The following is a 23,065-nucleotide window of genomic DNA, read 5'->3' on the forward strand; positions in this document are numbered from 1 at the left end:
TTTTCAGCAAAAAGTCAGTCTATCTTTTTTGATAAAAGAATGTATCGGCTGGAGCCAGGCCGAATTTCTCAGGGTTGAAGATTTGCTCGGTGCTGCCGACAAAAAGAACTCCATTCTTTTTCAAGCTATTTGCCATTTTTAAATAAAGCTCTTCCTTCGCGCTTTCTGTAAAGTAAATAAATACATTGCGGCACACGATTAAGTCAAAGTCTTGTTCATAACGATCCGCCAGCAGATTGTGCTTTTTGAATGTAATATTCTTTTTGATTCCCGGTTTTACTTCATAACTTCCATTTGTGTTTTGAGTAAAATAACGATCCTTCACTGATAACGGCACTTCCTGTAAAGACCGCTCCTGATAAACGCCTTTTTTCGCTTTTTCCAATGCTTTTTCATCAATATCCGTTGCCAAAATCTGATAGCCCGGAAGACCTTTTTGCTGGTCCAAAAGCATGGCAAGCGTGTATGGCTCCTCACCTGTTGAACAGGCGGCACTCCAAATCTTTAAAGGTCTAGAGGTCTTGATTAACGGCAGAATTGCAGTCTCAAGAACTTCCCATCTTTTATAATTACGATAAAATTCTGAAACATTGATCGTCATTCTGTCCAATGTTTCATTTAAGAGAGCGGGATCTTTTTCCAATGCCGCCGCAAATTCCTTAAAGCTTTGGAACCCCTTTTTCTCATAAAGTGATGTTAGCCTTCTCTTCATTTGTGACTCTTTATATAGTGTCAAATCGACTCCGGTTAATTGTTTCCATTTCGTTGTAAAAACGCTGTATGTATCCATCTCTACTCTCCCAGTCTCGCTGTCTTTTTGTCCTAGTATAGCTTGTTTTATCAGGAAATTGTATTAATTCAATAAAAAAATCAGCTTTTCAGCTGATTTTAGATCGTTGGGAAAGGCAGAGGTCTGATGCGCACTGCCATTGAACCCTTTATTCACTTTAATGTAAACCTTTACAAAACAGTTCAAAAACCGGCGGCGTTCAATAATGCCGGCTCTGTTACATATTTTCACAATGATTAATAGATCCAGCCTGCCATAAGCTGCTGATATGACACTAATTCTTCATTCTTAAAGAAAATGTTAATCTCGCGTTCTGCACTTTCGAGAGAATCAGAGCCGTGGATGATGTTTTTCCCGACAAACATGCCATAATCTCCCCGAATCGTACCAGGTAAAGCTTCTTTAGGATTTGTCTTTCCGATCAGCTGTCTCGTCACTTCAATGACATTTTCGCCTTCCCACACCATTGCGAATACAGGTCCTGAAGTAATAAACTCAACGAGCTCTCCGAAGAAAGGCTTCCCTTGATGTTCGGCGTAGTGTTTCTCAGCCATTTGTTCAGTCACTCTCATTAACTTGGCACCAGCTAATTGTAAGCCCTTACGTTCGAATCTAGATAAAATGTCCCCAATGAGCTGACGTTGGACACCGTCTGGTTTCACCATGATAAAAGTCTTTTCCATCATATTCTCCACCCCATCATTATGTATGTATAGGCTTTCACACTGCACACCGAAATCGTAACATCTTTCTGATAATTAATCAATCCGGGGCGGAGAAATTTCTTAATATCTACAAAAATTAAAATTTTCTTTTACCGATATATTTTGCGATGGCTGCAAGAGACGAGCGCGCGCGGCCTCTGGGAAGCGTATTTAATTTCTGGAAAGCTTTCTGCAAATACATTTCGCTTACTGCCATAGATGCTTCAATGGCATCCGTTTTTTTGATTTCTTCAATGATTGGTTCAAGCTGTTCCTGCGTTGTCTCACTGTTAATCAATTTAAGCTGGTTCTTTAATGCTGGATTTTTCAGGGCATACAGCACTGGCAATGTGACGTTCCCTTGAAGTAAATCTCCTCCAACAGGTTTGCCCAGCTCTTCTTCAGTTGAAGTGAAATCAAGAATATCATCAATAATTTGGTAAGACATACCGACGTAATATCCAAACCAGTACAGTGCCTTATGAATCTTCTCATCAGCGCCAGACGCAATGGCACCGAGCTGGCAGCTGACCGCGATCAAGAGAGCCGTTTTTCTTTTAATACGGCGGAGATATGTTCTGAGGTTTTGTTCCATGTTGTATTTGTCTTTGATCTGCTCGATTTCTCCTAGACAAACTTCAACGATCGTCTGCGACAAAATCCTATGGGCTTTCGGTTCGTTAATTCTCGTCATCATTTCAAGAGATCCCGCAAGCATATAATCGCCTGTGTACATCGCAATACGATTGTCCCACTTTGCTTTGATTGTCGGTTTCCCTCGGCGAAGCTCCGCATCATCAATGACATCATCATGAACCAGAGATGCCATGTGAATCATTTCCAGAGTGACAGCCACATATTTAATCTTATTAATATCGTAATCGCCAAACATGCCTGAAAGCAGTACGAAAACAGGCCGAATACGTTTCCCTCCGGCCTGCAGCAGGTGAAGCCCCGCCTCGCTTAAAAGCGGATAATCGGAACGTACGGTTTGTTCAAGTTCTCTTTCGATTACATCAATATCGTCATTTAAAAAAGAGTAGGCCATTTTAAATTTCATATCATTCACCCAAACATCTGTGTTTTCATTTCCATCCGATATGCGTGGCAGCGACTCCGCCAGTAAACGAATGATATTTAACATTTTTCAGGCCCGCCTCTTCAAACAGGCCTGCCAGTTCCTTCATTCCAGGGAAATCTCTGGCTGATTCTTGAAGCCAAGAATATTCTTTATAGCTCTTCGCAAACAGTTTTCCGAAAAACGGCATAATGTACTTAAAGTACATAAAGTAAGCCTGTCTGAATCCGAACATTTCCGGTTGAGACGTTTCCAGACATACAACCTGGCCGCCCGGCTTCACTACACGTCTCATCTCTTTCAATACAGTCAAGTAATCAGGGACGTTGCGGAGCCCGAAGCCAATGGTGACATAATCAAATGTATCATCATCAAAAGGAAGCTCCATCGCATTTCCATGCAGCAGTTCGATTTGGCTGAATCCGCCGTCTTTTACTTTCTGCTGGCCGACACTCAGCATATTTTCACTGAAATCCAAGCCCTTGATCTCGCCGCTTTTGCCGGCCGCTTTCGCAAGAGCGATCGTCCAGTCAGCCGTTCCGCAGCATACATCGAGTGCTTTGGCGCCTTCTTTTACATCCATGATGCGCATCGTTTTATCGCGCCATTTTTTATGCTGCTGAAAACTGATGACAGAGTTCATTTGGTCATAGTTTTTATATATTTTTTCAAATACTCCGTGTACGCGCTGTTCTTTTGAGTCCTGCATAATGGTTTACCCTTCTTCCACTTTCTGATGATAGGTTTGATCTTGGCTGATTGTCTTCAGACGGTTTAATAAAATGTTCTGAATAGGAGAATTTAGAGGCAAAAGTGACTCAACGCTGTTTTTCGCTTTTTTAAAACAATCTTCTAATATCTCTTCTTTTGTTTTTCCAAGCTGTATAAAACTGCCGATCACGTCCAGAAATGTATCATTCCCGTTCATAAGCCGCTTAAATACAAAAAAATCACTCGACAGCTTTTTCCAGCGCGGAAGGTTGAAGTGTTCTGCCACACGATGGAATAAAGCTGATTCAACGATGCCGACACTTTCGAAAAAATCGTTTTCGTCCTTGAAAGAACGGTCATATAGGCGAATTTTATGTTCATTGATTTCTTTGATAGCTGTAGCAAGCGTCCGAATCATGTAAATATCCTTCATTTCAGATAGTAAAGAGTAGTACAGCCCGCTGAAATAATCGCCCGCGAGAACAGTCAATTGGCGGTTTTTGTTTTCGTCTCGTTTTATGACTCTAGCTGTCGTCACTTCATCATGGGTATCAAGGGCGCTTTGTACAAGCATCGCTGTTACAATATAATTTTCTCTGTCGTTGTTTTTTATGTCTGCTTCTTCAAATAAAGCATGAAAAAGAAGAAGCTTATCCTCATCAATTTTCGGCGCAGAAATATGCTTCGCTAAATAAGGATGAGACAGCTTTTGTTTTAATTTTGTGTTCAAATTGGCTAAAGTTCCGTAGATGTCTTGCAAAAATATCACCCTTGTCCCCAAATTCACATTTATTTCTTAATCTATGTAAGAGTCTTATCTTTTCATTCGCTTACGCAGATATCATTATAGCATAAAAAAAAGAAATTGGCTGTATCCTCCCGCTGTTTGCGAGCATTTGCTTTTAACAGCGGGGACAGCCAGCTTATTTTTTTTCGCTTTTCATTTCTCCGTACGCGGTTTGAATCAGTGCCTCTCCTCTGACTTTGATGGCAGAAGTATGCTCTGTAAACTGAGCGATGATCACTTCTCCCTTGTCGAGTTTTTCGGAATGGTGAAACTTTGTGTCTGTTCCTCTTGTCAGGCCGATCACGTTTACTCCATCCTCAACCGCTTTAATGACGACAAAATCACTTGAATGCTTTTGATTCATTTATAGCACCCTCTATCTTTATTAGTCCTGACGTTTAATATGCTCCAGTACTTCTGCACGGGCAGCGGCATCATCTTTAAAAACGCCTCTGACTGCTGAAGTGACAGTTTTTGCACCCGGTTTTCTTACACCGCGCATCGTCATGCACATGTGTTCTGCTTCAACCACAACCATTACGCCATGCGGGTCAAGCGTTTCTACGATGCTTTCCGCGATTGTCGAAGTGATGCGTTCCTGAAGCTGCGGACGCTTTGCAACGGCTTCAACGGCACGTGCCAGCTTGCTGAGTCCTGTGACCTTTCCGCCTCGCGGTATATATGCAACATGTGCTTTTCCATAAAAGGGAACCAGGTGATGCTCACACATAGAATGAAACGCGATATCTTTTACAAGAACAAGCTCCTCATGGTTTTCACCGAAGATAGTCTGGAAATGTTCTTTTGGATCTTCATTCAAGCCGGAGAATACTTCGGCATACATCTTTGCGACTCTTTTCGGAGTATCAAGAAGCCCTTCTCTATTCGGGTCTTCTCCGATCGCTTCTAAAATTTGACGAACAGCTTGTTCGATTTGCTCTTTATTAACTTCTTTCATGTTCTATGTCCTCCACCAATGAATACATTTAATTTCGATTCTAGCACACATGCCCCGCTAAAAGCAAAGTGAATGCCCTGTCAGGAAGCCCATGCTCTTGAAATATGAAAAGCCCCTTAGAAAGGGGCTTTTCTGTGAAGAAATAAAGTGTATGTAAGCTAGATGCATACACGATCTATATTCACAATTATTTTCCGGCAACTGCGTCTTTAAGCGCTTTACCTGGTTTGAAAGCAGGTACTTTGCTTGCAGGAATTTCGATTTCTTCACCTGTTTGAGGGTTGCGTCCTTTACGTGCAGAACGTTCACGCACCTCGAAGTTACCAAAACCGATCAGTTGGATTTTATCACCGTTTTTAAGTGCATCTAAGATCGTATCAAAAACAGAGTCAACTGCTTTTGTAGCGTCTTTTTTAGACAATTCGCTTGCTTCTGCAACCGCATTGATAAGTTCTGTTTTGTTCATGCCTTTCACCTCCTCCCAAAAGGAATACATTCAGTTCGTTTATTATCATTTCTTCACAGTTCAGTCTGATTCTAAACCTGTCTCAGAAAAAAATAAGAGCAGGCAAGAGAAAGACAATTAAACGGCTTTTTAAGAAAAACTGCACTCTGAGGAATGTTTGTCCAACAAAGTGAAGAATTTCTGTATGTAGAGTAACACATATAAAAAGCCATATCAAGCATTTTAAAGCGTCAATCCCTTGCTCGTCAAGGATTTAACGTGATTTATCGAACAAATATTCCTTTTTTTACTTTTTTCATCCTATTCCTTGATCCTTTTCCATTATTAAGAGCAAAGAAAAAAGACCTCCCATTCTATAAAGAGGTCTACCGGTATTACAGGATAATGGCGATTAAGCCGCCAGAGCCTTCGTTTATGATTCTTTCTAACGTTTCTTTTAATTTATACCGTGCGTTTTCAGGCATGAGTGACAGCTTCGCCTGAATCCCTTCTCTCACAATTGAGCTCAGTGACCTTCCGAATATATCGGAATTCCAAATGGAGAGCGGATCATCCTCAAAGTCCTGCATTAAATAACGTACAAGCTCTTCACTTTGTTTTTCCGTTCCAATAATCGGGGCGAATTCGCTTTCGACGTCGACTTTGATCATATGGATCGACGGAGCGACAGCTTTCAGCCTCACACCGAATCGCGAGCCCTGTCTTATAATTTCCGGCTCATCAAGACTCATATCAGCTAAAGCAGGCGCTGCGATGCCGTATCCCGTCTGTTTGACCATTTTTAAGGCCTCAGACACTTGATCATATTCTGTTTTCGCATGGGCGAAGTCTTGCATGAGCTCAAGCAGATGGTCTCTTCCTCTGATTTCAACGCCCACAACTTCTTTTAGGATTTGATCATATAGATGATCAGGCGCGTACAAATCAATTTCTGCCACCCCTTGGCCCAGCTCAATTCCGGCTAAGCCGGCACTTTCAATGAACTCAAACTCGCTAAATTGGCCGACAACCCTGTCTACGTCCCGGAGCCGTTTAATATCCTTAACCGTTTCCTTCACGGACTCCTGATAGCTTTCACGCAGCCAATGGTTTTCTTTCAGCACCATTACCCAGCTTGGGAGATTGACATTCACTTCAAGCACCGGAAACTCGTAGAGGGCCTCTCTGAGCACACTCAGTACATCTGATTCCCGCATACTCTCTACACTCATTGCCAATACCGGGATATCATATTTTTCGCTTAAATCCTGGCGCATAGCCTCCGTTTCCGGGTGATACGGCCTGACTGAGTTGATGACCATAATAAAGGGTTTGCCAACCTCTTTCAGCTCTTCAATGACTCTTTCTTCAGCCTCTATATAGTCACTTCTGGCGATATCCCCAATGGTGCCGTCTGTCGTAATGACAACTCCTATGGTCGAGTGTTCTTGAATGACTTTTCGTGTGCCGATTTCAGCAGCCTCATGAAATGGGATCGGTTCTTCGTACCAAGGCGTGTTGATCATCCGCGGCCCGTTTTCATCTTCATACCCTTTAGCGCCGGGCACTGTGTAACCTACACAATCTACTAATCTTATATTCACATCGAGTCCGTCTGACACATGAACAGACATCGCCTGATTCGGAACAAATTTAGGCTCTGTAGTCATAATTGTTTTGCCGGCTGCGCTTTGCGGCAGTTCATCCTGCGCTCGGGCCCGGTCTGCTTCGTTACTGATATTCGGGAGCACCACAAGCTCCATAAATTTTTTAATAAACGTGGATTTTCCTGTACGGACAGCACCTACGACTCCTAAGTATATATCGCCTCCTGTTCGTTCAGCGATATCCTTGAAAATATCGACCTTTTCCAAGTGATCCCCTCCCGGACTTCCTATCCTTATCAATTTTATTAAGCTCTTTCAATCAAACACAGGACACTATATGTGTATGACGTTGTCCTATTTGAATATGACATCTTTAGAAAATTTCTCATCCTCAATCTATTAAAGTATAAAAAAACCTTTCTCCCTATTTGTATGCAAGGGAGAAAGGTTCATTCCTTTTTCATATCATTTTCTAAAAAAACAGGTTCCTGCTTGTCATTTACCGTATATTTCACAGAAAACGCAGGGACAAAGGGGGTTTCTTGCCAAATTATATCCTGGATTTCAGTCCCGGGTTTAAACGTTTTTTTGCTTTTTTTGAGATAAGAAGCCAGCTCAGTCCGGTAATCGGCATATATTTCTCCGTCTCCATCAATCATAAGCGGCAAGGAATCCCCTGAGATTGGGCTTGTCACTGTAAGAGAGCTTCCATCCCCCAGCTTCTTCTCATCGAGTGTAAATAAATCATGTGATAGCACATCCTTGTAAGGCGGATATTGATGCTCCTGACGGTACATTTGGATACGCAATTTCACATCGCGAATTTTTTCAGCCACCTTCAGATCAATTAATTTAACAGTCGGATCGTTCTCTACGTCAACAAGCACGTATTGATAGTCTCCCCCGCTTTCATATGCCGTACTCGGAGGTTCAGCTATGTATCTTGGCGCTAACCGTTTAAAGTCTATCGGATATTTTTGATATAGCGGTGTCGACATATCTTTGGTTTGAATCGGAAGCAGCCCTCCATTTGCCTTTTGAAATTCATTAACAGCAGACTGAACCTGCTGCAGCTGGTCTTGATAAGGAATGGCATGCACACTGCTTTTCCGTTCATTCGGATACAAACAACCGGATAAAAACACGACTGCCGCAAAAATGATAGCGCACTTCAGTTTACCCATACAGCACTTCCTTTTACAGCTTTATTCATTGACAGGGCCGCTAAAAACCACGACAAACACAATAATTCCAGATATGAGCATACACATGTATGCGAATGATGAAATCGTAATCTTCAAAAAACGGTTTTGGCACTTAAAGCGACTGAAATAGATGGAAGCGACAGCCAGAAACATCAAACCCATGGACCCTAGAGCAAACCACATTTTCATCAATGCCAGATTCAATGACGTGCGCCTCCCCGATATGTATGATGTAAGCGTTATATTTTATTTTAATATACAGCACCGGAAAAGATCAACCAGATTTTCCATCCTTTGATAGAACAAAAAAACTGAAGCAAAGAGGGGGACCTTCGCTTCAGTCAACTTGACTATATTCACCTGCACGTTTAAGAAACACTCTCTTGGACTTCGATGCTATAGTATGCGACTTGGCATACAGATGCATCCTCTATTGCCTAAATCGGCAAAATGTTTCAGGAGATCCCAAGACTTGGGTATTCTTCTGTTTTTCGGGCTTTCGTTCAATTAAGATATGCGATTCATTATACGATTGACACTTTTACTTCACTTGATTTTCAAACGTATTTACTAAATCCTCCATCTCGTGGGTTTTCCCTCTCGCCATTAAAGATTCAACAGCGGTTTCCACTTTTTGTCCGTTGAATAGAACCTGATGGAGCGCCTCTGTAATCGGCATTTTGACATCATATTTCTTCGAAAGCTGGTAAGCCGCTTTCGTCGTGCGGACGCCTTCGACTACCATTCCCATCTCTTCAAGAACGTCTTCAAGCTTGTACCCTTTTCCGAGCAAATTGCCCGCACGCCAGTTTCTGGAATGAACACTTGTGCACGTCACAATTAGATCGCCTACTCCTGTCAATCCAGAAAACGTCAAGGGATTTCCGCCCATTTTCGTTCCGAGTCTCGCGATTTCGGCAAGTCCGCGTGTAATCAAGGCAGCTTTGGCGTTGTCACCGTACCCTAAACCGTCTGTAATTCCTGCAGCAAGGGCGATAATATTTTTTAAAGCCCCTCCAATTTCAACTCCGATAACATCAGGATTTGTGTACACCCGAAAATTATGATTAATAAATAAATCCTGCACCTCTTCCGCTGCTTTCATGCTTTTTGAAGATGCAGTAACAGTTGTAGGGTGCCGCAGCCCTACTTCTTCCGCATGACTCGGACCGGAAAGGACAACGATATCTTTTCTGACATCACTCGGAAGCTCTACTTCCATAATTTCAGAAATGCGCAGGAGTGAATCCGGCTCTATCCCCTTGCTGACATGGACAAAGACTGCCTTTTTCGTTATCAAAGGGACAGCCTGCCCCAGCACTTCCCGAATCGCTTTTGTGGGAACCGCAACGATAATGACATCTGCGTCTGACACAGCCATCTTCATATCCGTAGTTGCCACTATTGATTCTGGAAGCTTGACGTTCGGCAAATAATCTTTGTTTTCATGCTGATCATTGATTTGATGGATCAGATCTGCACGGTGTCCCCACATGGTTACCTCGTGATGATTATCAGCCAACACTAAAGCCAGTGCTGTCCCCCAGCTTCCCGCTCCGAGCATTGTGACTTTTTTCATATTTGCTTCACACCTTTTTATTTTCTAGCTCTTGCAAATATTTTGATTGGTGTCCCCTCAAAACCGAACGCGTCTCTGATTCGGTTTTCTAAAAACCGTTCGTATGAAAAATGCATCAATTCCGGATCATTTACAAACACAACGAAGCTTGGCGGCTTCACCGACACTTGGGTCGCATAGTAAATTTTCAAACGCGAACCGTTATGAGTCGGTGTCGGATTCATTGCCACAGCATCCATGATGACATCATTTAAGACGTTCGTTTGAACTCGAAGTGAATGATTTTCACTTGCTTTGATAATCGCAGGCATCAGCGTATGGATCCGTTTTTTCGTTAAGGCAGACATAAATAGGATTGGCGCATAATCCAGAAATTGAAAATGATCGCGAATATTTTCTTCAAATTCCTTCATCGTGCTCTCATCTTTGTCAACGGCATCCCATTTGTTTACGACGATTACGACGGCCTTGCCCGCTTCGTGTGCATAACCGGCGATACGCTTGTCCTGTTCAATAATGCCTTCTTCGCCATCAAGCACAACCGCCACGACTTCTGAGCGGTCAATCGCTTTCAGCGCCCGCAGTACACTATACTTCTCAGTCGTTTCATAGACTTTCCCTTTTTTTCGCATACCTGCAGTATCGACAATGACAAACTCCTGCTGGTTGTAAGTAAATGACGTATCAACAGCATCTCTTGTCGTTCCAGCCACGTTGCTGACAATAACGCGTTCTTCGCCGAGCATGGCGTTCACAAGTGAGGACTTTCCGACATTCGGACGTCCGATCAAACAGAATTGAACAACTTCCTCATTGTATTTCGTTTCTGGAATGTTTTTAAAATGCTCTGCAACGGCATCCAGTAAATCACCCAGTCCGAGTCCGTGTGTTCCCGAAATTGGATATGGCTCGCCAAAGCCTAGCGAATAAAAATCATAAATATTCGCTCTCATTTCTGTGTTATCCAGTTTATTAACCGCTAAAACAACAGGCTTTTTTGTGCGGTACAAAATTTTCGCTACTTCTTCATCAGCAGCTGTCACGCCTTCACGGCCGTTCACCATAAAAACGATCACGTCCGCTTCATCCATGGCGATTTCAGCCTGCTGGCGAATTTGAGCTAAGAACGGCTCATCACCGATATCAATACCGCCCGTATCAATCAAATTAAAATCATAATTCAGCCATTCAGCCGAGCTGTATATCCGATCCCTTGTCACGCCAGGGGTATCTTCTACTATTGAAATTCTTTCTCCCGCAATCCGGTTAAAGATTGTGGATTTTCCTACATTTGGTCTCCCGACAATGGCTACGACAGGTTTACCCATAGTACCCTTCCTTTCGATCCAGCCGCTTTCATTTTTACATAAATTTTCAACCGGTTATTAAAATCATTTCATTCACTTTTATGAAAAGAAACCCTTCAGAGGAAGGGCTTAACTCATTTATTATATCAGTTTTTACCGGGATCACAACTATTCTTAAAAATGTTTCACGATCAAATACACGTCATCTCCGATTCTATGCGCTATTCCATCAAGGATTGCCTCAAGATTTTTAGCGAAAAGCTCCATCTCCTTTTGGTCATTGCAAAAAAAGACAGGCGCTCCCCCCGCAGCCCGGTTTCGATTTGTCGTAATCACAGACAAAATCACTTTCGTGAGAGATTCACTCATCCTATCACCTTATCCTGATTCTTGATAAACTCTGTCGGCATTCTAATCGCATTTTCCAGGGTTGGAACATTGCTGATAATCTGTACTGCCGTTTCGGGGTGGTGAATTTGCGGCAGAACAAAAACTGCCACTCTCCCGTCATTTAAATCCCGTTTTGCAATTGGGGTCAGAGACGGCTCTCCTGAATCTCGATAAACCCCGAGCACATTGGAAACATCAAATAAAATCGCCTGACGCTGCCCTAAATTGGCTATCGTCGCTGCTGAATTAAAGTTTTTTGGCGTTAAAATAAAGCCCATGCCATGCTTTAAAATCAGCTCCTGTTTCTCTGGAAGCCCGATATTCATCATATAAATATTATCAACAAACAAGCCCGGACCGTCAAAGCGCGGCTTTATGTACTCGATGTCTACAATATCCTTTAACACACTACCAGACATAAATTTCATGGCCAGTAAGAAACAAACGACAGCCGCTATGACTGCAGCCCAGATGGATAAAAACACATACGCGGAAGTTGTCAAAAGTGCTGTAAAGATCACAATATAATTTCTGCTTTCAAACGCAATAGCAATCCCCTCAATATATGTGCTTCCCCTCGAGACAAGTTCATACGAATCCATTTGCGTCAATGTGTTCCGCTCCATGTTTCGAACATCTCTAAATTGCGTCGCTGCCAACGTTAAAAATGTGATGGCCGTAAATTCCTGCTGCAAAAGCGCCGGCATAATAATTGCACCTAAACCAGCCGCTATCATCCCCAGAGCGATATGAATCACTTTCCCATGAATATAGGTCGGATACTGACGATAATCCGTTTTCAGCATATAAAGCCTTGTTGCAATACCGGCGATGACCCCCGCAATAATCGGATAGATGTAATCACTCATGACATTTTGGTAGCTCCTTTGTTTGATCTTTTGCTTTTCTGACCAATCTGGCTTGCGAGCTGTTCGTATTTAGATATGCCAAACAGCAATATCATCCCCGCAGAACACGCATTCAGCCATTGAAAGCCGCCGACAGCCAAAGCCCCGGCCAACTTCTGAATCACAAATGAATACACCAGTTCCCCTTGGCACATTCCGAGGACAAATAAGGCAAGCTGCTTCTCAAAATCCCTTTCAACAGAAGCTGTCAAAAGCACTATTAATATAACGGCAGCCCACTCAGGTTTTATGATGAACCAAACCGGGTCATATAATGCAAAAAGATAAACAAACGCATACGCGGCAACAAGCGTCAGACAGACTAGAATGTAACGGAAACGATACATTCCCAAATACCCGGCATAGACACACCCGCAAACGAAAAACATCATATATGCAGCATTAAGGGAAAAATATAAAGCGATGTCATGTATGCTAAGAATAATATTAGTTAAAATAAAGACAGAGACGGCAAATCGTCTTTTTGTCTTTTCGATAATAAATGTTGTCAGAACCCACAGAAACCACATTGACCAATAGTAATAAAATTGTTCCATTTTACACTTCCTCCATATTTCCAGTATGGAGTCCAAGCGCATTTTTTAAACAAACTCTCTCACAATTAAGGAGTATGATCATGGGAAAAGACAGACAGGAAAAAAAACTCAAAGCTTCAGGAAGAGTCGAATCAGACCGCGACCAGTCCATTCACTATGACGGAGCGACAAGCCTTGAACAAAACGGAAGATTCAAAAAACGAAAATCATAATACGAAAAGCCCAAACCACATATGGTTTTGGGCTTTTATCATTTATCGCACACTATAGCTTGATGTATTGACCCCTCTTTCTGTGAGCCAATGATGGGTTTCACCTTTGATCACAAGAGGGGCCTTTTGTAAATCGGCAATCGTACTGGCGCCCAGCACGGTCATAATCATCTTTAATTCCTCAAGAATCAGCTGAATCTCCTCAAGCAGTCCTTCCTCGCCACTGTCAGTCAGCGCTTTTAAAAAATGCCCTGCCATTCCGGTACAAGAGGCTCCCAGCGCAATTGCCTTTGCCACGTCAAGTGCATCCTGCAGGCCGCCAGAGGCGATCATGGTGCTTGCGGGAAACTCAGAGCGGATTTCCGCCAAACTTGCAGCTGTTGAAATGCCCCACGAATTAAAAAAGGTGATTTGCCGCTGCCTTCGGAGATTTTCAATTTTGGAGAAATTCGTCCCCCCATAACCGCCAATGTCAACAGCTGCAGCACCAGCTTCATACAGCTTCCCTGCTGATTCTTTGCTCATACCGAATCCGACTTCTTTCACAATGACTGGTACACTGACATGACTGCAAATTTGTTCAATACGTTCCAGTGCTCCACTAAAGCTTCTGTCTCCTTCAGGCATCACAATTTCCTGAATCACGTTGAGGTGGATCTGCAGTGCGTTTGCTCCAATCATCTCAACTGCTTCCTTTGCCTGATCAGCCGTTGCCTCGCTTCCCAGGTTGGCAAAAATCAGCCCGTTTGGGTTTTCCTTTCGAACAATTTCATAGGAAAGACGCTCTGATGGATCTTTTAATGCTGACATTTGCGATCCCACAGCAAGAGGAATTCCAGCCTGAGAAGCCGCTCGCGCAAGCGATTTATTAATCTCATATGTAAGTTTTCCGCCGCCGCCAGTCATTGCATTGATAAAAATCGGCGAACTGCTTGAAAGTTCGCCGATTTTTGTGGAAATATCTACTTGTTCTAATGCAAGATTGGGCAGACTGACGTGAACAAACGTAATATCATCAAGACCTGTTTCCCGCTTTTGGCCGGTGGACAAGGCATGATTGATGTGTTGTCTTTTTCGTTCTGCTCGAGTCACGTTTATCACCAGTTATTTTAGTTTATTCAGCTTATCTCCGATCAGATCTCCAAGCTGGAAGCCAGTGCTTGTTTCTTCCTTCGCTTGATATTGACGGTAATCTTCCTGATCAGCTTTAGGCGTTTCTTCAAGTTCACGCATGCTTAATGAAATGCGCTCCTCATTTTCATTCACATCAAGAACCTTCACTTTTACAGTCTGTCCTTCTTCAAGGACTTCATGCGGCGTGCCGATGTGTTTATTGGAAATTTGAGAAATATGAACGAGACCTTCAACACCTGGAAGGATTTCAACAAAGGCACCGAAGCTTACAAGACGCTGTACAGTTCCTTCAAGCACATCGCCAGGCTTCACTTTTTCGCCGATTTGGCTCCAAGGTCCAGGCAGTGTATCTTTGATTGATAATGAAATACGTTCATTATCGCGGTCAACCGATAGCACTTTCACTTTTACTTCTTGTCCCTCTTCAACAACGTCAGACGGTTTCTCTACATGTGAGTGAGAAAGTTGTGAAATGTGCACAAGTCCGTCGATGCCGCCGATATCTACAAACGCGCCAAAGTCAGTCAGGCGCTGCACTTTACCATCAAGTACACTTCCAACTTCAAGAGACTGAAGAAGTTCCTGTTTTTTATTCGCTTGTTCACTTTCAACAACGGCACGGTGTGAAAGGATCACGCGGTTTTTATCACGGTCAAGCTCTACAACGAGCAGAGACAGTGTTTTTCCTTTATAGTCAGTGAAATCTTCAACGAAATGTGCTTCAACAAGCGATGCCGGAATAAAACCGCGAACGCCGATATCAACGACAAGGCCGCCTTTCACGACATCTTTCACTTCAGCTTCAAACACTTCTTTTGTTTCAAATTTTTTCTCAAGGTCTTCCCAAGCGCGGTCTGCATCAACAGCACGTTTAGATAAAATCAAAGCATCGTCTTCCACTTTTGTTACTTTCAGGTCAAGCTCGTCGTCTACTTTAACAACATCCGATGCTTTCTCTACATGAAGACTTGATAATTCACTGATTGGAATAATACCGGATTGTTTAACATTGATAATTTCTACATCTACATGCTTGTCCTCTACCTTTGTGACAATCCCCTTAACTACATCTCCAACCTCTGGCACTTGAACATCAATTTGATTCATTTCCTCTGTCATTTGAATAACCTCCTTGGTCCAAACCTACACAGCTTAATTAAAACGGTTTGAAAGCTGAACATATAACATGCCCGCTTTTAGCCGAATATGTATTAAAGAATCATCCAAAAAAGTTTTTTGAATGATCAATAAAAAGTTTTATTAGTATTAACTTCTAATAAAAGGACAGGTTTGTCAAGCAATAACATTCTATCTTCGTTGAAAAATTCAAAAAAAGTGGCATTTGCCATCCTCAGCGGGACTTTTGCTCCACCGCCTCGAGGATTTTATCAGCTACCTCTTGAATGGAAAGCGATGTTGTGTCGATTTCAAGAGCGTCTTCTGCTTTACGCAGTGGAGATACCTCACGCTCTGAATCAAGCTTGTCTCTTCTTGCAATTTCCTCAATTAAAGTTTCGTAGTTGACACCAAAGCCTTTTTTTACATTTTCTTCATAACGGCGTTTCGCTCTCTCTTCAACAGATGCCAAAAGAAAGATTTTCACCTCTGCATTTGGCAGCACGTGAGTTCCAATATCACGACCATCCATGACAACGCCACCTTTTTCCCCAAGCTGCTGCTGGCGTTTCACCATTTCTTCTCTGACACTTCTATGCTTGGCCGCAATTGAAACCTGGTTGCTGACTTCATCTGTTCTGATCGCCTCAGTTACATCAGTGCCGTTTACAAGCACTTTTTGTCCTTCTTTTGTCGTAATCAGTTCAATGTCAGTCCGCTTTAATAGCTCAGCCAATTTTTCTTCATTTGTCAGCTCAACGTTTTCTTGTAAAGCCGCGTACGTTATCGCCCGGTACATTGCTCCTGTATCAATATATATGTACGATTTTTTCTCAGCCACAATTTTGGCGACAGTGCTTTTCCCTGCAGCTGCCGGGCCGTCGATTGCAATCGATAATTTCTTTTCCATAATTCCTCTCCTTGCTCTTTTCTCCTCTATGGATTGTATCATGAACTTTATGAAAAAGGGTGAAAAATTGATGAATAATTAATGTTTGAACGTTTCAATCCTATTGTTTTCCGCCATTTTATCCACCCCTTCATATTGAATCACTTTTGATACGTATGGTTCAATATGCTGATAGTGAAAAAGAAATTGGACACCAAGTAAAATGACGGCCTGAATGAACACTAATTTGATCAGCAGCCGTTCAAATGTTTTCATTGGAGCACCTCCATTACTAATAGTATGGAAGTGTTTGACGATGTTTATTCCATTCGGGCTTTTCTTCTCTTTTTTAACTGGCGCCGAATGCAGTATTGAAGCAGAGCCTGCTGGTCACTTGCTGCAATTTCTGAATACTCTAAAGTCATTTTGCGTTTTCCTGACTTTGGGTCATCAAAGAGACGTCTGACAACCGCTTCTGTTTCTATTTGACGTGTGTGCTCCTCTTCAGAAAGACAGATGATCAGGCGCAATGATTCCCCGGCTTGAAAAGAACGTCCATCAGCTAAAACCACGGCGATGCCGCCTGCACTAATGTTATAGGATAGTGTGCGGAATTCTTCTTCATTTGCCGGCTGAATTTGCACATCTAATACCGCATCAGTTCTTACATACTGACGGCGCTGGATTCTTTTCATTTTTTCACGGGGAGGCACTTCAAGACAGATCATTTGAAGTTTGTCCTTCACTTTGCCTTTTATACGGCTTGTAAAGCGGTAAGGAACTTCGTCTTTCCCCACAAACTCTACCGTTACTTCCATATCATTATGTAAAATCACAGTTCGCCCTGTAACTACATCAACCGGATACGCGATCAAAAGCTCATTGTTTTCGATGCTTACCGCCTTAGTTTTTGCCTTTTTCAATTCATTTTCTTCTATATATTCTAAAAGTACATTTTCTCCAATCTCTATCATTGACTTCACTCTTTCGTATTCATTATACTCACGTTTTTATTAAAGCACGTAATGAAAAAAAGGAAAAGACATTTAGTCCTTTCCTCCTGTTTTTATAGGTCTTTATATATAGGCTCTGCATTTTTTAATTTTTCAACCTTTTCTTCTGTGCCATCATTGGCATTTATATACATTCTAAATGTGTCATTTTCAATGGTTCCAAGCATTTCATAGCATAACACTTCTTGACCAAGTTCATTTGTAATTAAAGCGAGCCTTGTTTCTCTCACTTGTACATTTTTATTTAATTTAGATTTTGCCTCTGCTTCAGTAATTGCCGGCTTAGGTATAGTTCTTTTTCTGTGGGATGTTAGGAAGTCTCTTGCTGAAAAACCGACAACCTCACCGTCATCCAAGGCCACTTTCATGCGGATTGCCTCCGGGTACATCCGGACTTTATTTTCAACAGGAACATATGAAAATACGCCGATTTTATCATATTGGGCACTTTCATCAATTTCCAAATCATCTGTTTCAAATCCGTTTTTCTTTAAAAATGCGAGCGCTCGGTTCGATCCGTCATTCAAACTGATTTTTTGGTTTTTCACTTCTCTGTTTTGGATCAAATATACCGGATGCCCGCCCTTCTTCGTGATATCCATATAAATCGCTGCTTTATGGTCTGGGTCTTTCATGCTGATGCTATATACATCGCGATTTGTTTTTTTTCCGCTCTTTACCACCTTAATTGAATAATTGTCATCAGGGGCAAAGCGCTCAGCAATTTGTTTTGCTTCCTGTTCGGAAATTTGTTTTCCCTTCAGGTGGCTGAAACCCTTTTCTTCTTTTTTCGTGCTGGTGAAACTAGGGCCAAGGTCAGTGCCGGTGGAGAATGCACCAACATTCTTTTCGACAGTTTTAAAGCTGTTGATAATTGTATTGTCACTTTGTTTTTCGTCTGAAGCCAGTGCCATTTCTACGTCCATCCAGCGAAGGTTTTTGCTCATGACAAGGTGCTGAACATGGCGCAATTCATTTTGGATATCTTCAGACTGCTGATATAGCTTATTTAGTGATGTATACTCGTTTTTATCAAGCGGCTTCTGGTCCAAATCTCTGACTGACGTTTTATAGCTGAAATCACCGATCTTTGATAATAGCTCTTCCGTTTTATTAAACGGCATTAATGTAAGCGGCAGCTGACTGACGCTGTTATGTGCTTCAGAAGTAATCCTCCACACATCAATCAATGCAGGCGACAGTGATTTTTGGCTGTTCATGGCAAGTGTTGTTCCGATTTTATCATGAAGCTGATCCACCTGATAGGTAAGCTCATGAAACGCCCGCTGATAGTTATTTTCAGCATGAAGAAGAACTGCGTCTTTTTCCTGGTGTTCTTTGTATCCCCAGTAGCCTGTACCGACTATTGCAATACCAAGCACGGCGATTAAAATTCCTCTGATCATTTATCACACCTCTTTTTATGCTTTCTCATATCTGCTACTCACAGAAAATGTGTTTACCGATTCTTTTAATCTGCGGACGCCCCCAAATCCACGGACTTGTAGCCGTATCGGGATTAAAGTAGTAAAGTGCTTCCTCTGACGGGTCCCAGCCATTGATGGCATCCAGCACCGCTTCTCGGGCCGTTTCATTCGGCTGCATGTAAATTTGCCCGTCGGCTACTGCTGTGAAGGCAAGCGGCTCAAAAATAACCCCCGCCACTGAATTTGGAAATAACGGGCTGTTCAAACGGTTCAAAATGACTGCTGCAATCGCAACCTGCCCCTCGTATGGCTCGCCCCGGGCTTCGCCATAAACCGCTTGAGCAAGCAGCCTGATATCGTTGTTGGAAAATCCACCAGGCATGTTCGCTGCTACCGCATCCTGTTTTCTTGCTTTTGCTGGTGTATTGTTTTGCTGTTTATTCGCATTCGCTTTAGGCTGCTGCGTTGTTTTTTCCGCAGGCTGTTTCTGCCTCGCTTCCGCTTGCTGTCTTGCTTTTTGTGTTGCTGCTTTTGACGGTTTCGTCTGATACTTCAGCGGAATTTTTCCGTAATGCGTGAATGTGTTCCCTTTATTGAGCTGTTCCATAACATATTCACGATAATACTTAGATTTACATATTAAGGTATGCTTTGTTTTAGCCCCGACAAGGCCGTCAACCTCTTTTAACCCGAATTGATCCTGAAAATTTCGAACTGCCCAGTATGTTCCCCATCCATAAACCCCGTCAATTTTTCCGTTATAATATCCGTTGTATTGAAGACGCGCCTGAAGCTCGACCACATCATCCCCTGTTGCCCCTCTTTGAATGACCTGATTCGAAAAGGCAGAGATCGTTTCAGTATTAATAAACGTCGTTATTGTAAAGGAAAAAAGGATGAGACATGCCATAATCGATCCTTTGGACTTCATCTTTTCAAGCCTCCTACAGCAAATTTTTAAGTGTAATCGTATTTTCTGTAACGAGGTTATTTTTATACACTCTTTCCTTGTTATCCCTCAGAACATAAAATCTCTTTTGTAAAAACTGTACACAAAAAAGCCGCACGATTGCTGTGCGGCTTCTATACTTGCATCATATTAACGGAACGGGCTTTTTTCGCTTTACGCAAACCAAACCACCATAAAAATACCATAAATGGAAGCATGTAATAAATCCAATTACTAAGCGCTGTCAGGATAAAATCATATGATCCATGCAAAAGGGATGGGAGAACTAAAGAAAGAACAAGCCACTTCACACGCGCCTTATCAGCGGAAAAGCGCGCTTTTCCGAGGTAAAATCCCATTATCACACCAATCAAGGCATGGCATGAAACAGGCAGGAGCGCTCTGACAAACGCATGCTCCACACCGTGGCCAATTAAATAAAGAATATTTTCGAGGGTTGCAAAACCGAGTGATACACTTGCACCGTACACAATCCCGTCATAATGCTCATCAAAGTGGGCGTGCGGGTAAACACTGATCATCAGTATAAACCATTTTAATGATTCCTCTAAAAACCCTGAAGATAAAAAAGAAACGAAAAAGCTTCCGCCTCCTACATTCTCTTTTTCAAGTACATACTGGATAAACATTGTGGGAAATACAAGAACAACCCCGAGAAAAAACGACCGAAGCACCATATGTACAGGTTCATTATCATACTGATCTTTTAAATAAAAATAACTTAACAGCGCGATGCCGGGGGCAATTCCTGCAGAGATGATTGCAAACATCAGGCAACCTCTTTCCTTTATATTCCTACGTCTATCCTACCATGTTGTTTATCATTTTACATCTGTCTGCACTTAAAAAATAAAAAGAGCATACGAATGCATCATATGCTCCTCATCTTTAGTGGTTTTCTCTTTTGGCGATTTCCGCTGCGATATGCCCCCCATGAAACCTGCCGTTTTCAATAAATATTTCATTTGCGTTGTTTCCCGCAGCAATAACCCCGGCAATAAAGACACCTTCAACGTTCGTTTCCATTGTTTCTTCATTGAAAAATGGACGTCCTGTTTCTTTATCAATCTCAACACCAATTTTTTCAAGAAATTGATGGTCAGGATGATAGCCTGTCATGGCAAATACAAAATCATTTTTAATGGTGATGAGTTCTTTCTCTCCGGAACGAAACACAACTTCATCCTCGGTGATTTTTTCGACACAGGCGCCAAATTCCATACGGATTGTACCGTTTCTGACGAGCGCTTCAAATTCGGGCAAGATCCACGGCTTAATGCTTGGCGAATACTCATTGCCCCTATATAAAACTGTGACACGCGCTCCAGATTTCACGAGTTCAAGGGCGGCGTCCACGCTTGAATTTTTCCCGCCGATAACCACAACATCTTTATCAAAATACGGATGGCCTTCTTTAAAATAATGAAATACTTTCGGCAAATCCTCACCGGGTATATTCATATAGTTTGGATGATCATAATAGCCTGTGGCGATGATACAATATGGCGTCGTGTAAATCTCTTTTGACGTCTCAATAACGAATGCGTTATTTTCCGTTTTCGTCACTTTATGCACCATTTCAAACGCATTAACACGAATGTTTTTCCGTTTAACGACTTCCCGGTAATACGATAAAGCCTGAATTCTGACAGGCTTCCTGTTTTCTGTAATAAATGCCACATCTCCGATTTCGAGCTTTTCACTTGAGCTGAAAAAGGTTTGATGTGTCGGATAATTGTAAATACTGTTAACGACATTGCCTTTTTCGATGACGAGGGCATCAATGCCAATTTGTTTTAGGTGAATGGCAGCAGATAGTCCACAAGGTCCTCCGCCTATAATAATTGCTTTTTCTTGAATCATTTCTGTCAACTCCTGCGATTGGCATTTCACTTCATATTTTCTATTTCCGAATAAAAAAATCTCCTATTTTATCATAGGAGATTTTTTATTTTTATGCAAATCATCAACTTATATCCAGCCTCTAAAACGCGAAGCTTCAGCCATTTTGCGTACGCCGACCATATATGCAGCTAGCCTCATGTCAATTCTTCGGTTATTAGCCATTTCGTAAATATTGTTAAATGACTTGATCATCATTTTTTCTAATTTTTCTTCTACCTCTTCTTCACTCCAGTAGAAGCCTTGGTTATTCTGAACCCATTCAAAATAAGAAACTGTTACGCCACCGGCACTTGCCAGCACGTCTGGTACAAGCAGAATGTCTCGGTCTGAAAGAATTTTTGTTCCTTCAAGCGTTGTTGGCCCGTTCGCCGCTTCAACGACAATTTTAGCCCGGATATTATGGGCATTTTCTTCTGTAATTTGATTTTCAATCGCAGCAGGAACGAGAATATCACAATCAAGCTCCAGCAGCTCTTGGTTCGTAATGGTATCGTTGAAAAGCTTTGTTACAGTACCGAAGCTGTCGCGTCGGTCGAGTAAATAATCGATATCAAGGCCTTCCGGATCATAAAGTCCGCCATATGCATCTGAGATGCCGACAACCTTTGCTCCCGCATCATGCATGAATTTTGCCAAATAGCTTCCCGCGTTTCCGAAGCCTTGGACAACGACACGCGCACCTTTAATATCGATGCCTTTTTTCTTGGCCGCTTCTTTAATACAGATGGTTACACCTTTTGCTGTCGCAGATTCTCTCCCGTGAGATCCGCCAAGCACAAGAGGCTTGCCTGTAATAAATCCAGGCGAATTAAATTCATCAATTCTTGAATACTCATCCATCATCCAAGCCATGATTTGTGAGTTTGTAAATACATCCGGCGCCGGCACGTCTTTTGTCGGGCCGACAATTTGGCTGATCGCTCTGACATACCCTCTGCTCAGACGCTCCAGCTCTCTAAACGACATATCCCTTGGATCACAAACAATTCCGCCTTTACCACCGCCATATGGAAGATCAATTATGCCGCATTTTAAACTCATCCAAATTGAAAGCGCCTTCACCTCTTTTTCTGTTACGTTCGGGTGAAAACGTATCCCGCCTTTCGTCGGACCGACAGAGTCATTGTGCTGCGCACGATAACCTGTGAAAATCTTTACTGAACCGTCGTCCATACGAACAGGTATTTTTACCGTTAATAGCCTCATCGGCTCTTTTAACAGTTCGTATACCTCTTCGGGATACCCCAATTTTTCCAGAGCCTTATGTATTACGGTTTGGGTTGATTTTAATACATCAAGTTTGTCCTCTTCTGTATGACCGGTGTTTCGATCGGCTGCCATTTGAGTTAACCTCCTAGAATCTTCTGTTTCTC

27 protein-coding genes are annotated in these 23,065 nt (G+C 42.3%); 1 reads left to right on the forward strand and 26 read right to left on the reverse strand.

What is annotated here, in order from left to right:
• Positions 1–19: 19 nt before the first annotated feature.
• The 16 genes from cheR to MY9_RS11475 all read right to left on the reverse strand — a co-directional run bounded on the left by cheR (position 20) and on the right by MY9_RS11475 (position 13,026).
• The gene (cheR, locus tag MY9_RS11395; protein ID WP_014664412.1) at positions 20–790 is read right to left on the reverse strand and encodes a protein-glutamate O-methyltransferase CheR; all 771 of its coding nucleotides are present in this window, start codon (positions 788–790) and stop codon (positions 20–22) included.
• 236 nt (positions 791–1,026) lie between these two features.
• Entirely contained in the window at positions 1,027–1,476 is a 450-nt protein-coding gene (gene ndk, locus MY9_RS11405; RefSeq protein ID WP_010886554.1) for a nucleoside-diphosphate kinase, read from the reverse strand.
• A 115-nt stretch (positions 1,477–1,591) separates the two neighbouring features.
• Positions 1,592–2,554 carry a heptaprenyl diphosphate synthase component II gene (hepT, locus tag MY9_RS11410; RefSeq protein ID WP_003246013.1) on the reverse strand — a complete coding sequence of 321 codons (963 nt, stop codon included), beginning with the start codon at positions 2,552–2,554 and terminating at the stop codon, positions 1,592–1,594.
• 25 nt (positions 2,555–2,579) lie between these two features.
• Positions 2,580–3,281 (reverse strand): demethylmenaquinone methyltransferase, encoded by a 702-nt coding sequence (gene menG, locus MY9_RS11415; protein WP_014664415.1) that lies wholly within the window; start codon positions 3,279–3,281, stop codon positions 2,580–2,582.
• 6 nt (positions 3,282–3,287) lie between these two features.
• Positions 3,288–4,043, reverse strand: a complete 756-nt coding sequence (hepS, locus tag MY9_RS11420) for a heptaprenyl diphosphate synthase component 1 (protein WP_014664416.1) — start codon at positions 4,041–4,043, stop codon at positions 3,288–3,290.
• Positions 4,044–4,206: 163 nt separating this feature from the next.
• A complete protein-coding gene (gene mtrB / locus MY9_RS11425) occupies positions 4,207–4,434 on the reverse strand; it encodes a trp RNA-binding attenuation protein MtrB (RefSeq protein WP_003230576.1) in 228 nt (75 codons plus the stop codon).
• A 21-nt stretch (positions 4,435–4,455) separates the two neighbouring features.
• A complete protein-coding gene (gene folE, locus MY9_RS11430; RefSeq protein WP_003225516.1) occupies positions 4,456–5,028 on the reverse strand; it encodes a GTP cyclohydrolase I FolE in 573 nt (190 codons plus the stop codon).
• A 187-nt stretch (positions 5,029–5,215) separates the two neighbouring features.
• The gene (gene hbs, locus MY9_RS11435; RefSeq protein WP_003153447.1) at positions 5,216–5,494 is read right to left on the reverse strand and encodes a non-specific DNA-binding protein Hbs; all 279 of its coding nucleotides are present in this window, start codon (positions 5,492–5,494) and stop codon (positions 5,216–5,218) included.
• 374 nt (positions 5,495–5,868) lie between these two features.
• Complete coding sequence (gene spoIVA, locus MY9_RS11440; protein WP_014664418.1) at positions 5,869–7,347, reverse strand: stage IV sporulation protein A; 1,479 nt, start codon at positions 7,345–7,347, stop codon at positions 5,869–5,871.
• 182 nt (positions 7,348–7,529) lie between these two features.
• Positions 7,530–8,264, reverse strand: a complete 735-nt coding sequence (locus tag MY9_RS11445) for a hypothetical protein (RefSeq protein ID WP_014664419.1) — start codon at positions 8,262–8,264, stop codon at positions 7,530–7,532.
• 21 nt (positions 8,265–8,285) lie between these two features.
• Positions 8,286–8,489 (reverse strand): DUF2768 domain-containing protein, encoded by a 204-nt coding sequence (locus tag MY9_RS11450; protein ID WP_014664420.1) that lies wholly within the window; start codon positions 8,487–8,489, stop codon positions 8,286–8,288.
• A gap of 337 nt (positions 8,490–8,826) precedes the next feature.
• On the reverse strand, positions 8,827–9,864 hold the full coding sequence (locus MY9_RS11455; protein WP_014664421.1) for an NAD(P)H-dependent glycerol-3-phosphate dehydrogenase: 1,038 nt from the start codon (positions 9,862–9,864) through the stop codon (positions 8,827–8,829).
• 17 nt (positions 9,865–9,881) lie between these two features.
• Positions 9,882–11,192, reverse strand: a complete 1,311-nt coding sequence (der, locus tag MY9_RS11460; RefSeq protein ID WP_014664422.1) for a ribosome biogenesis GTPase Der — start codon at positions 11,190–11,192, stop codon at positions 9,882–9,884.
• 153 nt (positions 11,193–11,345) lie between these two features.
• Positions 11,346–11,540: a capping complex subunit for YIEGIA gene (locus tag MY9_RS11465; RefSeq protein ID WP_004398137.1), complete on the reverse strand. Its 195-nt coding sequence runs from the start codon at positions 11,538–11,540 to the stop codon at positions 11,346–11,348.
• Complete coding sequence (locus tag MY9_RS11470) at positions 11,537–12,430, reverse strand: YIEGIA family protein (protein WP_014664423.1); 894 nt, start codon at positions 12,428–12,430, stop codon at positions 11,537–11,539. The genes MY9_RS11465 and MY9_RS11470 overlap by 4 nt, the downstream gene beginning before the upstream one ends.
• A complete protein-coding gene (locus tag MY9_RS11475) occupies positions 12,427–13,026 on the reverse strand; it encodes a YphA family membrane protein (RefSeq protein ID WP_014664424.1) in 600 nt (199 codons plus the stop codon). The genes MY9_RS11470 and MY9_RS11475 overlap by 4 nt, the downstream gene beginning before the upstream one ends.
• An 80-nt stretch (positions 13,027–13,106) precedes the next feature.
• On the opposite strand from MY9_RS11475, the gene MY9_RS11480 reads away from it, so the two are divergent.
• On the forward strand, positions 13,107–13,238 hold the full coding sequence (locus MY9_RS11480) for a YpzI family protein (RefSeq protein WP_003225499.1): 132 nt from the start codon (positions 13,107–13,109) through the stop codon (positions 13,236–13,238).
• Positions 13,239–13,280: 42 nt separating this feature from the next.
• On the opposite strand, the gene fni is transcribed toward MY9_RS11480, so the two are convergent.
• From fni to gudB, 10 genes are all read right to left on the reverse strand, one after another.
• Positions 13,281–14,330 (reverse strand): type 2 isopentenyl-diphosphate Delta-isomerase, encoded by a 1,050-nt coding sequence (gene fni / locus MY9_RS11485; RefSeq protein WP_014664425.1) that lies wholly within the window; start codon positions 14,328–14,330, stop codon positions 13,281–13,283.
• 12 nt (positions 14,331–14,342) lie between these two features.
• On the reverse strand, positions 14,343–15,491 hold the full coding sequence (rpsA, locus tag MY9_RS11490) for a 30S ribosomal protein S1 (RefSeq protein ID WP_014477197.1): 1,149 nt from the start codon (positions 15,489–15,491) through the stop codon (positions 14,343–14,345).
• Between the two features lie 232 nt (positions 15,492–15,723).
• Positions 15,724–16,398, reverse strand: a complete 675-nt coding sequence (gene cmk / locus MY9_RS11495) for a (d)CMP kinase (RefSeq protein WP_014664426.1) — start codon at positions 16,396–16,398, stop codon at positions 15,724–15,726.
• A 78-nt stretch (positions 16,399–16,476) separates the two neighbouring features.
• A complete protein-coding gene (locus MY9_RS11500; protein ID WP_014664427.1) occupies positions 16,477–16,653 on the reverse strand; it encodes a YpfB family protein in 177 nt (58 codons plus the stop codon).
• Positions 16,654–16,697: 44 nt separating this feature from the next.
• On the reverse strand, positions 16,698–17,351 hold the full coding sequence (locus MY9_RS11505; RefSeq protein WP_014664428.1) for a flagellar brake protein: 654 nt from the start codon (positions 17,349–17,351) through the stop codon (positions 16,698–16,700).
• A gap of 92 nt (positions 17,352–17,443) precedes the next feature.
• A complete protein-coding gene (ypeB, locus tag MY9_RS11510; RefSeq protein WP_014664429.1) occupies positions 17,444–18,796 on the reverse strand; it encodes a germination protein YpeB in 1,353 nt (450 codons plus the stop codon).
• Positions 18,797–18,830: 34 nt separating this feature from the next.
• Positions 18,831–19,748, reverse strand: a complete 918-nt coding sequence (gene sleB, locus MY9_RS11515) for a spore cortex-lytic enzyme (protein WP_014664430.1) — start codon at positions 19,746–19,748, stop codon at positions 18,831–18,833.
• 152 nt (positions 19,749–19,900) lie between these two features.
• Complete coding sequence (gene prsW / locus MY9_RS11520; RefSeq protein WP_014664431.1) at positions 19,901–20,557, reverse strand: glutamic-type intramembrane protease PrsW; 657 nt, start codon at positions 20,555–20,557, stop codon at positions 19,901–19,903.
• Between the two features lie 118 nt (positions 20,558–20,675).
• Positions 20,676–21,650, reverse strand: a complete 975-nt coding sequence (locus tag MY9_RS11525) for a YpdA family putative bacillithiol disulfide reductase (protein WP_014664432.1) — start codon at positions 21,648–21,650, stop codon at positions 20,676–20,678.
• Between the two features lie 108 nt (positions 21,651–21,758).
• A complete protein-coding gene (gudB, locus tag MY9_RS11530; protein WP_014664433.1) occupies positions 21,759–23,033 on the reverse strand; it encodes an NAD-specific glutamate dehydrogenase in 1,275 nt (424 codons plus the stop codon).
• Positions 23,034–23,065 lie beyond the last annotated feature (32 nt).

Source organism: Bacillus sp. JS (assembly GCF_000259365.1).
GTDB classification, from domain to species: domain Bacteria; phylum Bacillota; class Bacilli; order Bacillales; family Bacillaceae; genus Bacillus; species Bacillus stercoris.

Excerpts from the sequence above, each read along its gene's own strand:
- MY9_RS11445 (WP_014664419.1), bottom strand. The coding sequence starts at position 8,264 with ATGGGTAAACTGAAGTGCGCTATCATTTTTGCGGCAGTCGTGTTTTTA.
- MY9_RS11455 (WP_014664421.1), bottom strand. The coding sequence starts at position 9,864 with ATGAAAAAAGTCACAATGCTCGGAGCGGGAAGCTGGGGGACAGCACTG.
- sleB (WP_014664430.1), bottom strand. The coding sequence starts at position 19,748 with ATGAAGTCCAAAGGATCGATTATGGCATGTCTCATCCTTTTTTCCTTT.
- MY9_RS11525 (WP_014664432.1), bottom strand. The coding sequence starts at position 21,650 with ATGATTCAAGAAAAAGCAATTATTATAGGCGGAGGACCTTGTGGACTA.
- hepT (WP_003246013.1), bottom strand. The coding sequence starts at position 2,554 with ATGAAATTTAAAATGGCCTACTCTTTTTTAAATGACGATATTGATGTA.
- ypeB (WP_014664429.1), bottom strand. The coding sequence starts at position 18,796 with ATGATCAGAGGAATTTTAATCGCCGTGCTTGGTATTGCAATAGTCGGT.
- MY9_RS11465 (WP_004398137.1), bottom strand. The coding sequence starts at position 11,540 with ATGAGTGAATCTCTCACGAAAGTGATTTTGTCTGTGATTACGACAAAT.
- MY9_RS11500 (WP_014664427.1), bottom strand. The coding sequence starts at position 16,653 with ATGAAAACATTTGAACGGCTGCTGATCAAATTAGTGTTCATTCAGGCC.
- MY9_RS11470 (WP_014664423.1), bottom strand. The coding sequence starts at position 12,430 with ATGAGTGATTACATCTATCCGATTATTGCGGGGGTCATCGCCGGTATT.
- MY9_RS11475 (WP_014664424.1), bottom strand. The coding sequence starts at position 13,026 with ATGGAACAATTTTATTACTATTGGTCAATGTGGTTTCTGTGGGTTCTG.
- mtrB (WP_003230576.1), bottom strand. The coding sequence starts at position 4,434 with ATGAATCAAAAGCATTCAAGTGATTTTGTCGTCATTAAAGCGGTTGAG.
- gudB (WP_014664433.1), bottom strand. The coding sequence starts at position 23,033 with ATGGCAGCCGATCGAAACACCGGTCATACAGAAGAGGACAAACTTGAT.
- rpsA (WP_014477197.1), bottom strand. The coding sequence starts at position 15,491 with ATGACAGAGGAAATGAATCAAATTGATGTTCAAGTGCCAGAGGTTGGA.
- der (WP_014664422.1), bottom strand. The coding sequence starts at position 11,192 with ATGGGTAAACCTGTCGTAGCCATTGTCGGGAGACCAAATGTAGGAAAA.
- cheR (WP_014664412.1), bottom strand. The coding sequence starts at position 790 with ATGGATACATACAGCGTTTTTACAACGAAATGGAAACAATTAACCGGA.
- prsW (WP_014664431.1), bottom strand. The coding sequence starts at position 20,557 with ATGTTTGCAATCATCTCTGCAGGAATTGCCCCCGGCATCGCGCTGTTA.
- menG (WP_014664415.1), bottom strand. The coding sequence starts at position 3,281 with ATGCAGGACTCAAAAGAACAGCGCGTACACGGAGTATTTGAAAAAATA.
- ndk (WP_010886554.1), bottom strand. The coding sequence starts at position 1,476 with ATGATGGAAAAGACTTTTATCATGGTGAAACCAGACGGTGTCCAACGT.
- hbs (WP_003153447.1), bottom strand. The coding sequence starts at position 5,494 with ATGAACAAAACAGAACTTATCAATGCGGTTGCAGAAGCAAGCGAATTG.
- folE (WP_003225516.1), bottom strand. The coding sequence starts at position 5,028 with ATGAAAGAAGTTAATAAAGAGCAAATCGAACAAGCTGTTCGTCAAATT.
- MY9_RS11505 (WP_014664428.1), bottom strand. The coding sequence starts at position 17,351 with ATGATAGAGATTGGAGAAAATGTACTTTTAGAATATATAGAAGAAAAT.
- MY9_RS11480 (WP_003225499.1), top strand. The coding sequence starts at position 13,107 with ATGGGAAAAGACAGACAGGAAAAAAAACTCAAAGCTTCAGGAAGAGTC.
- cmk (WP_014664426.1), bottom strand. The coding sequence starts at position 16,398 with ATGGAAAAGAAATTATCGATTGCAATCGACGGCCCGGCAGCTGCAGGG.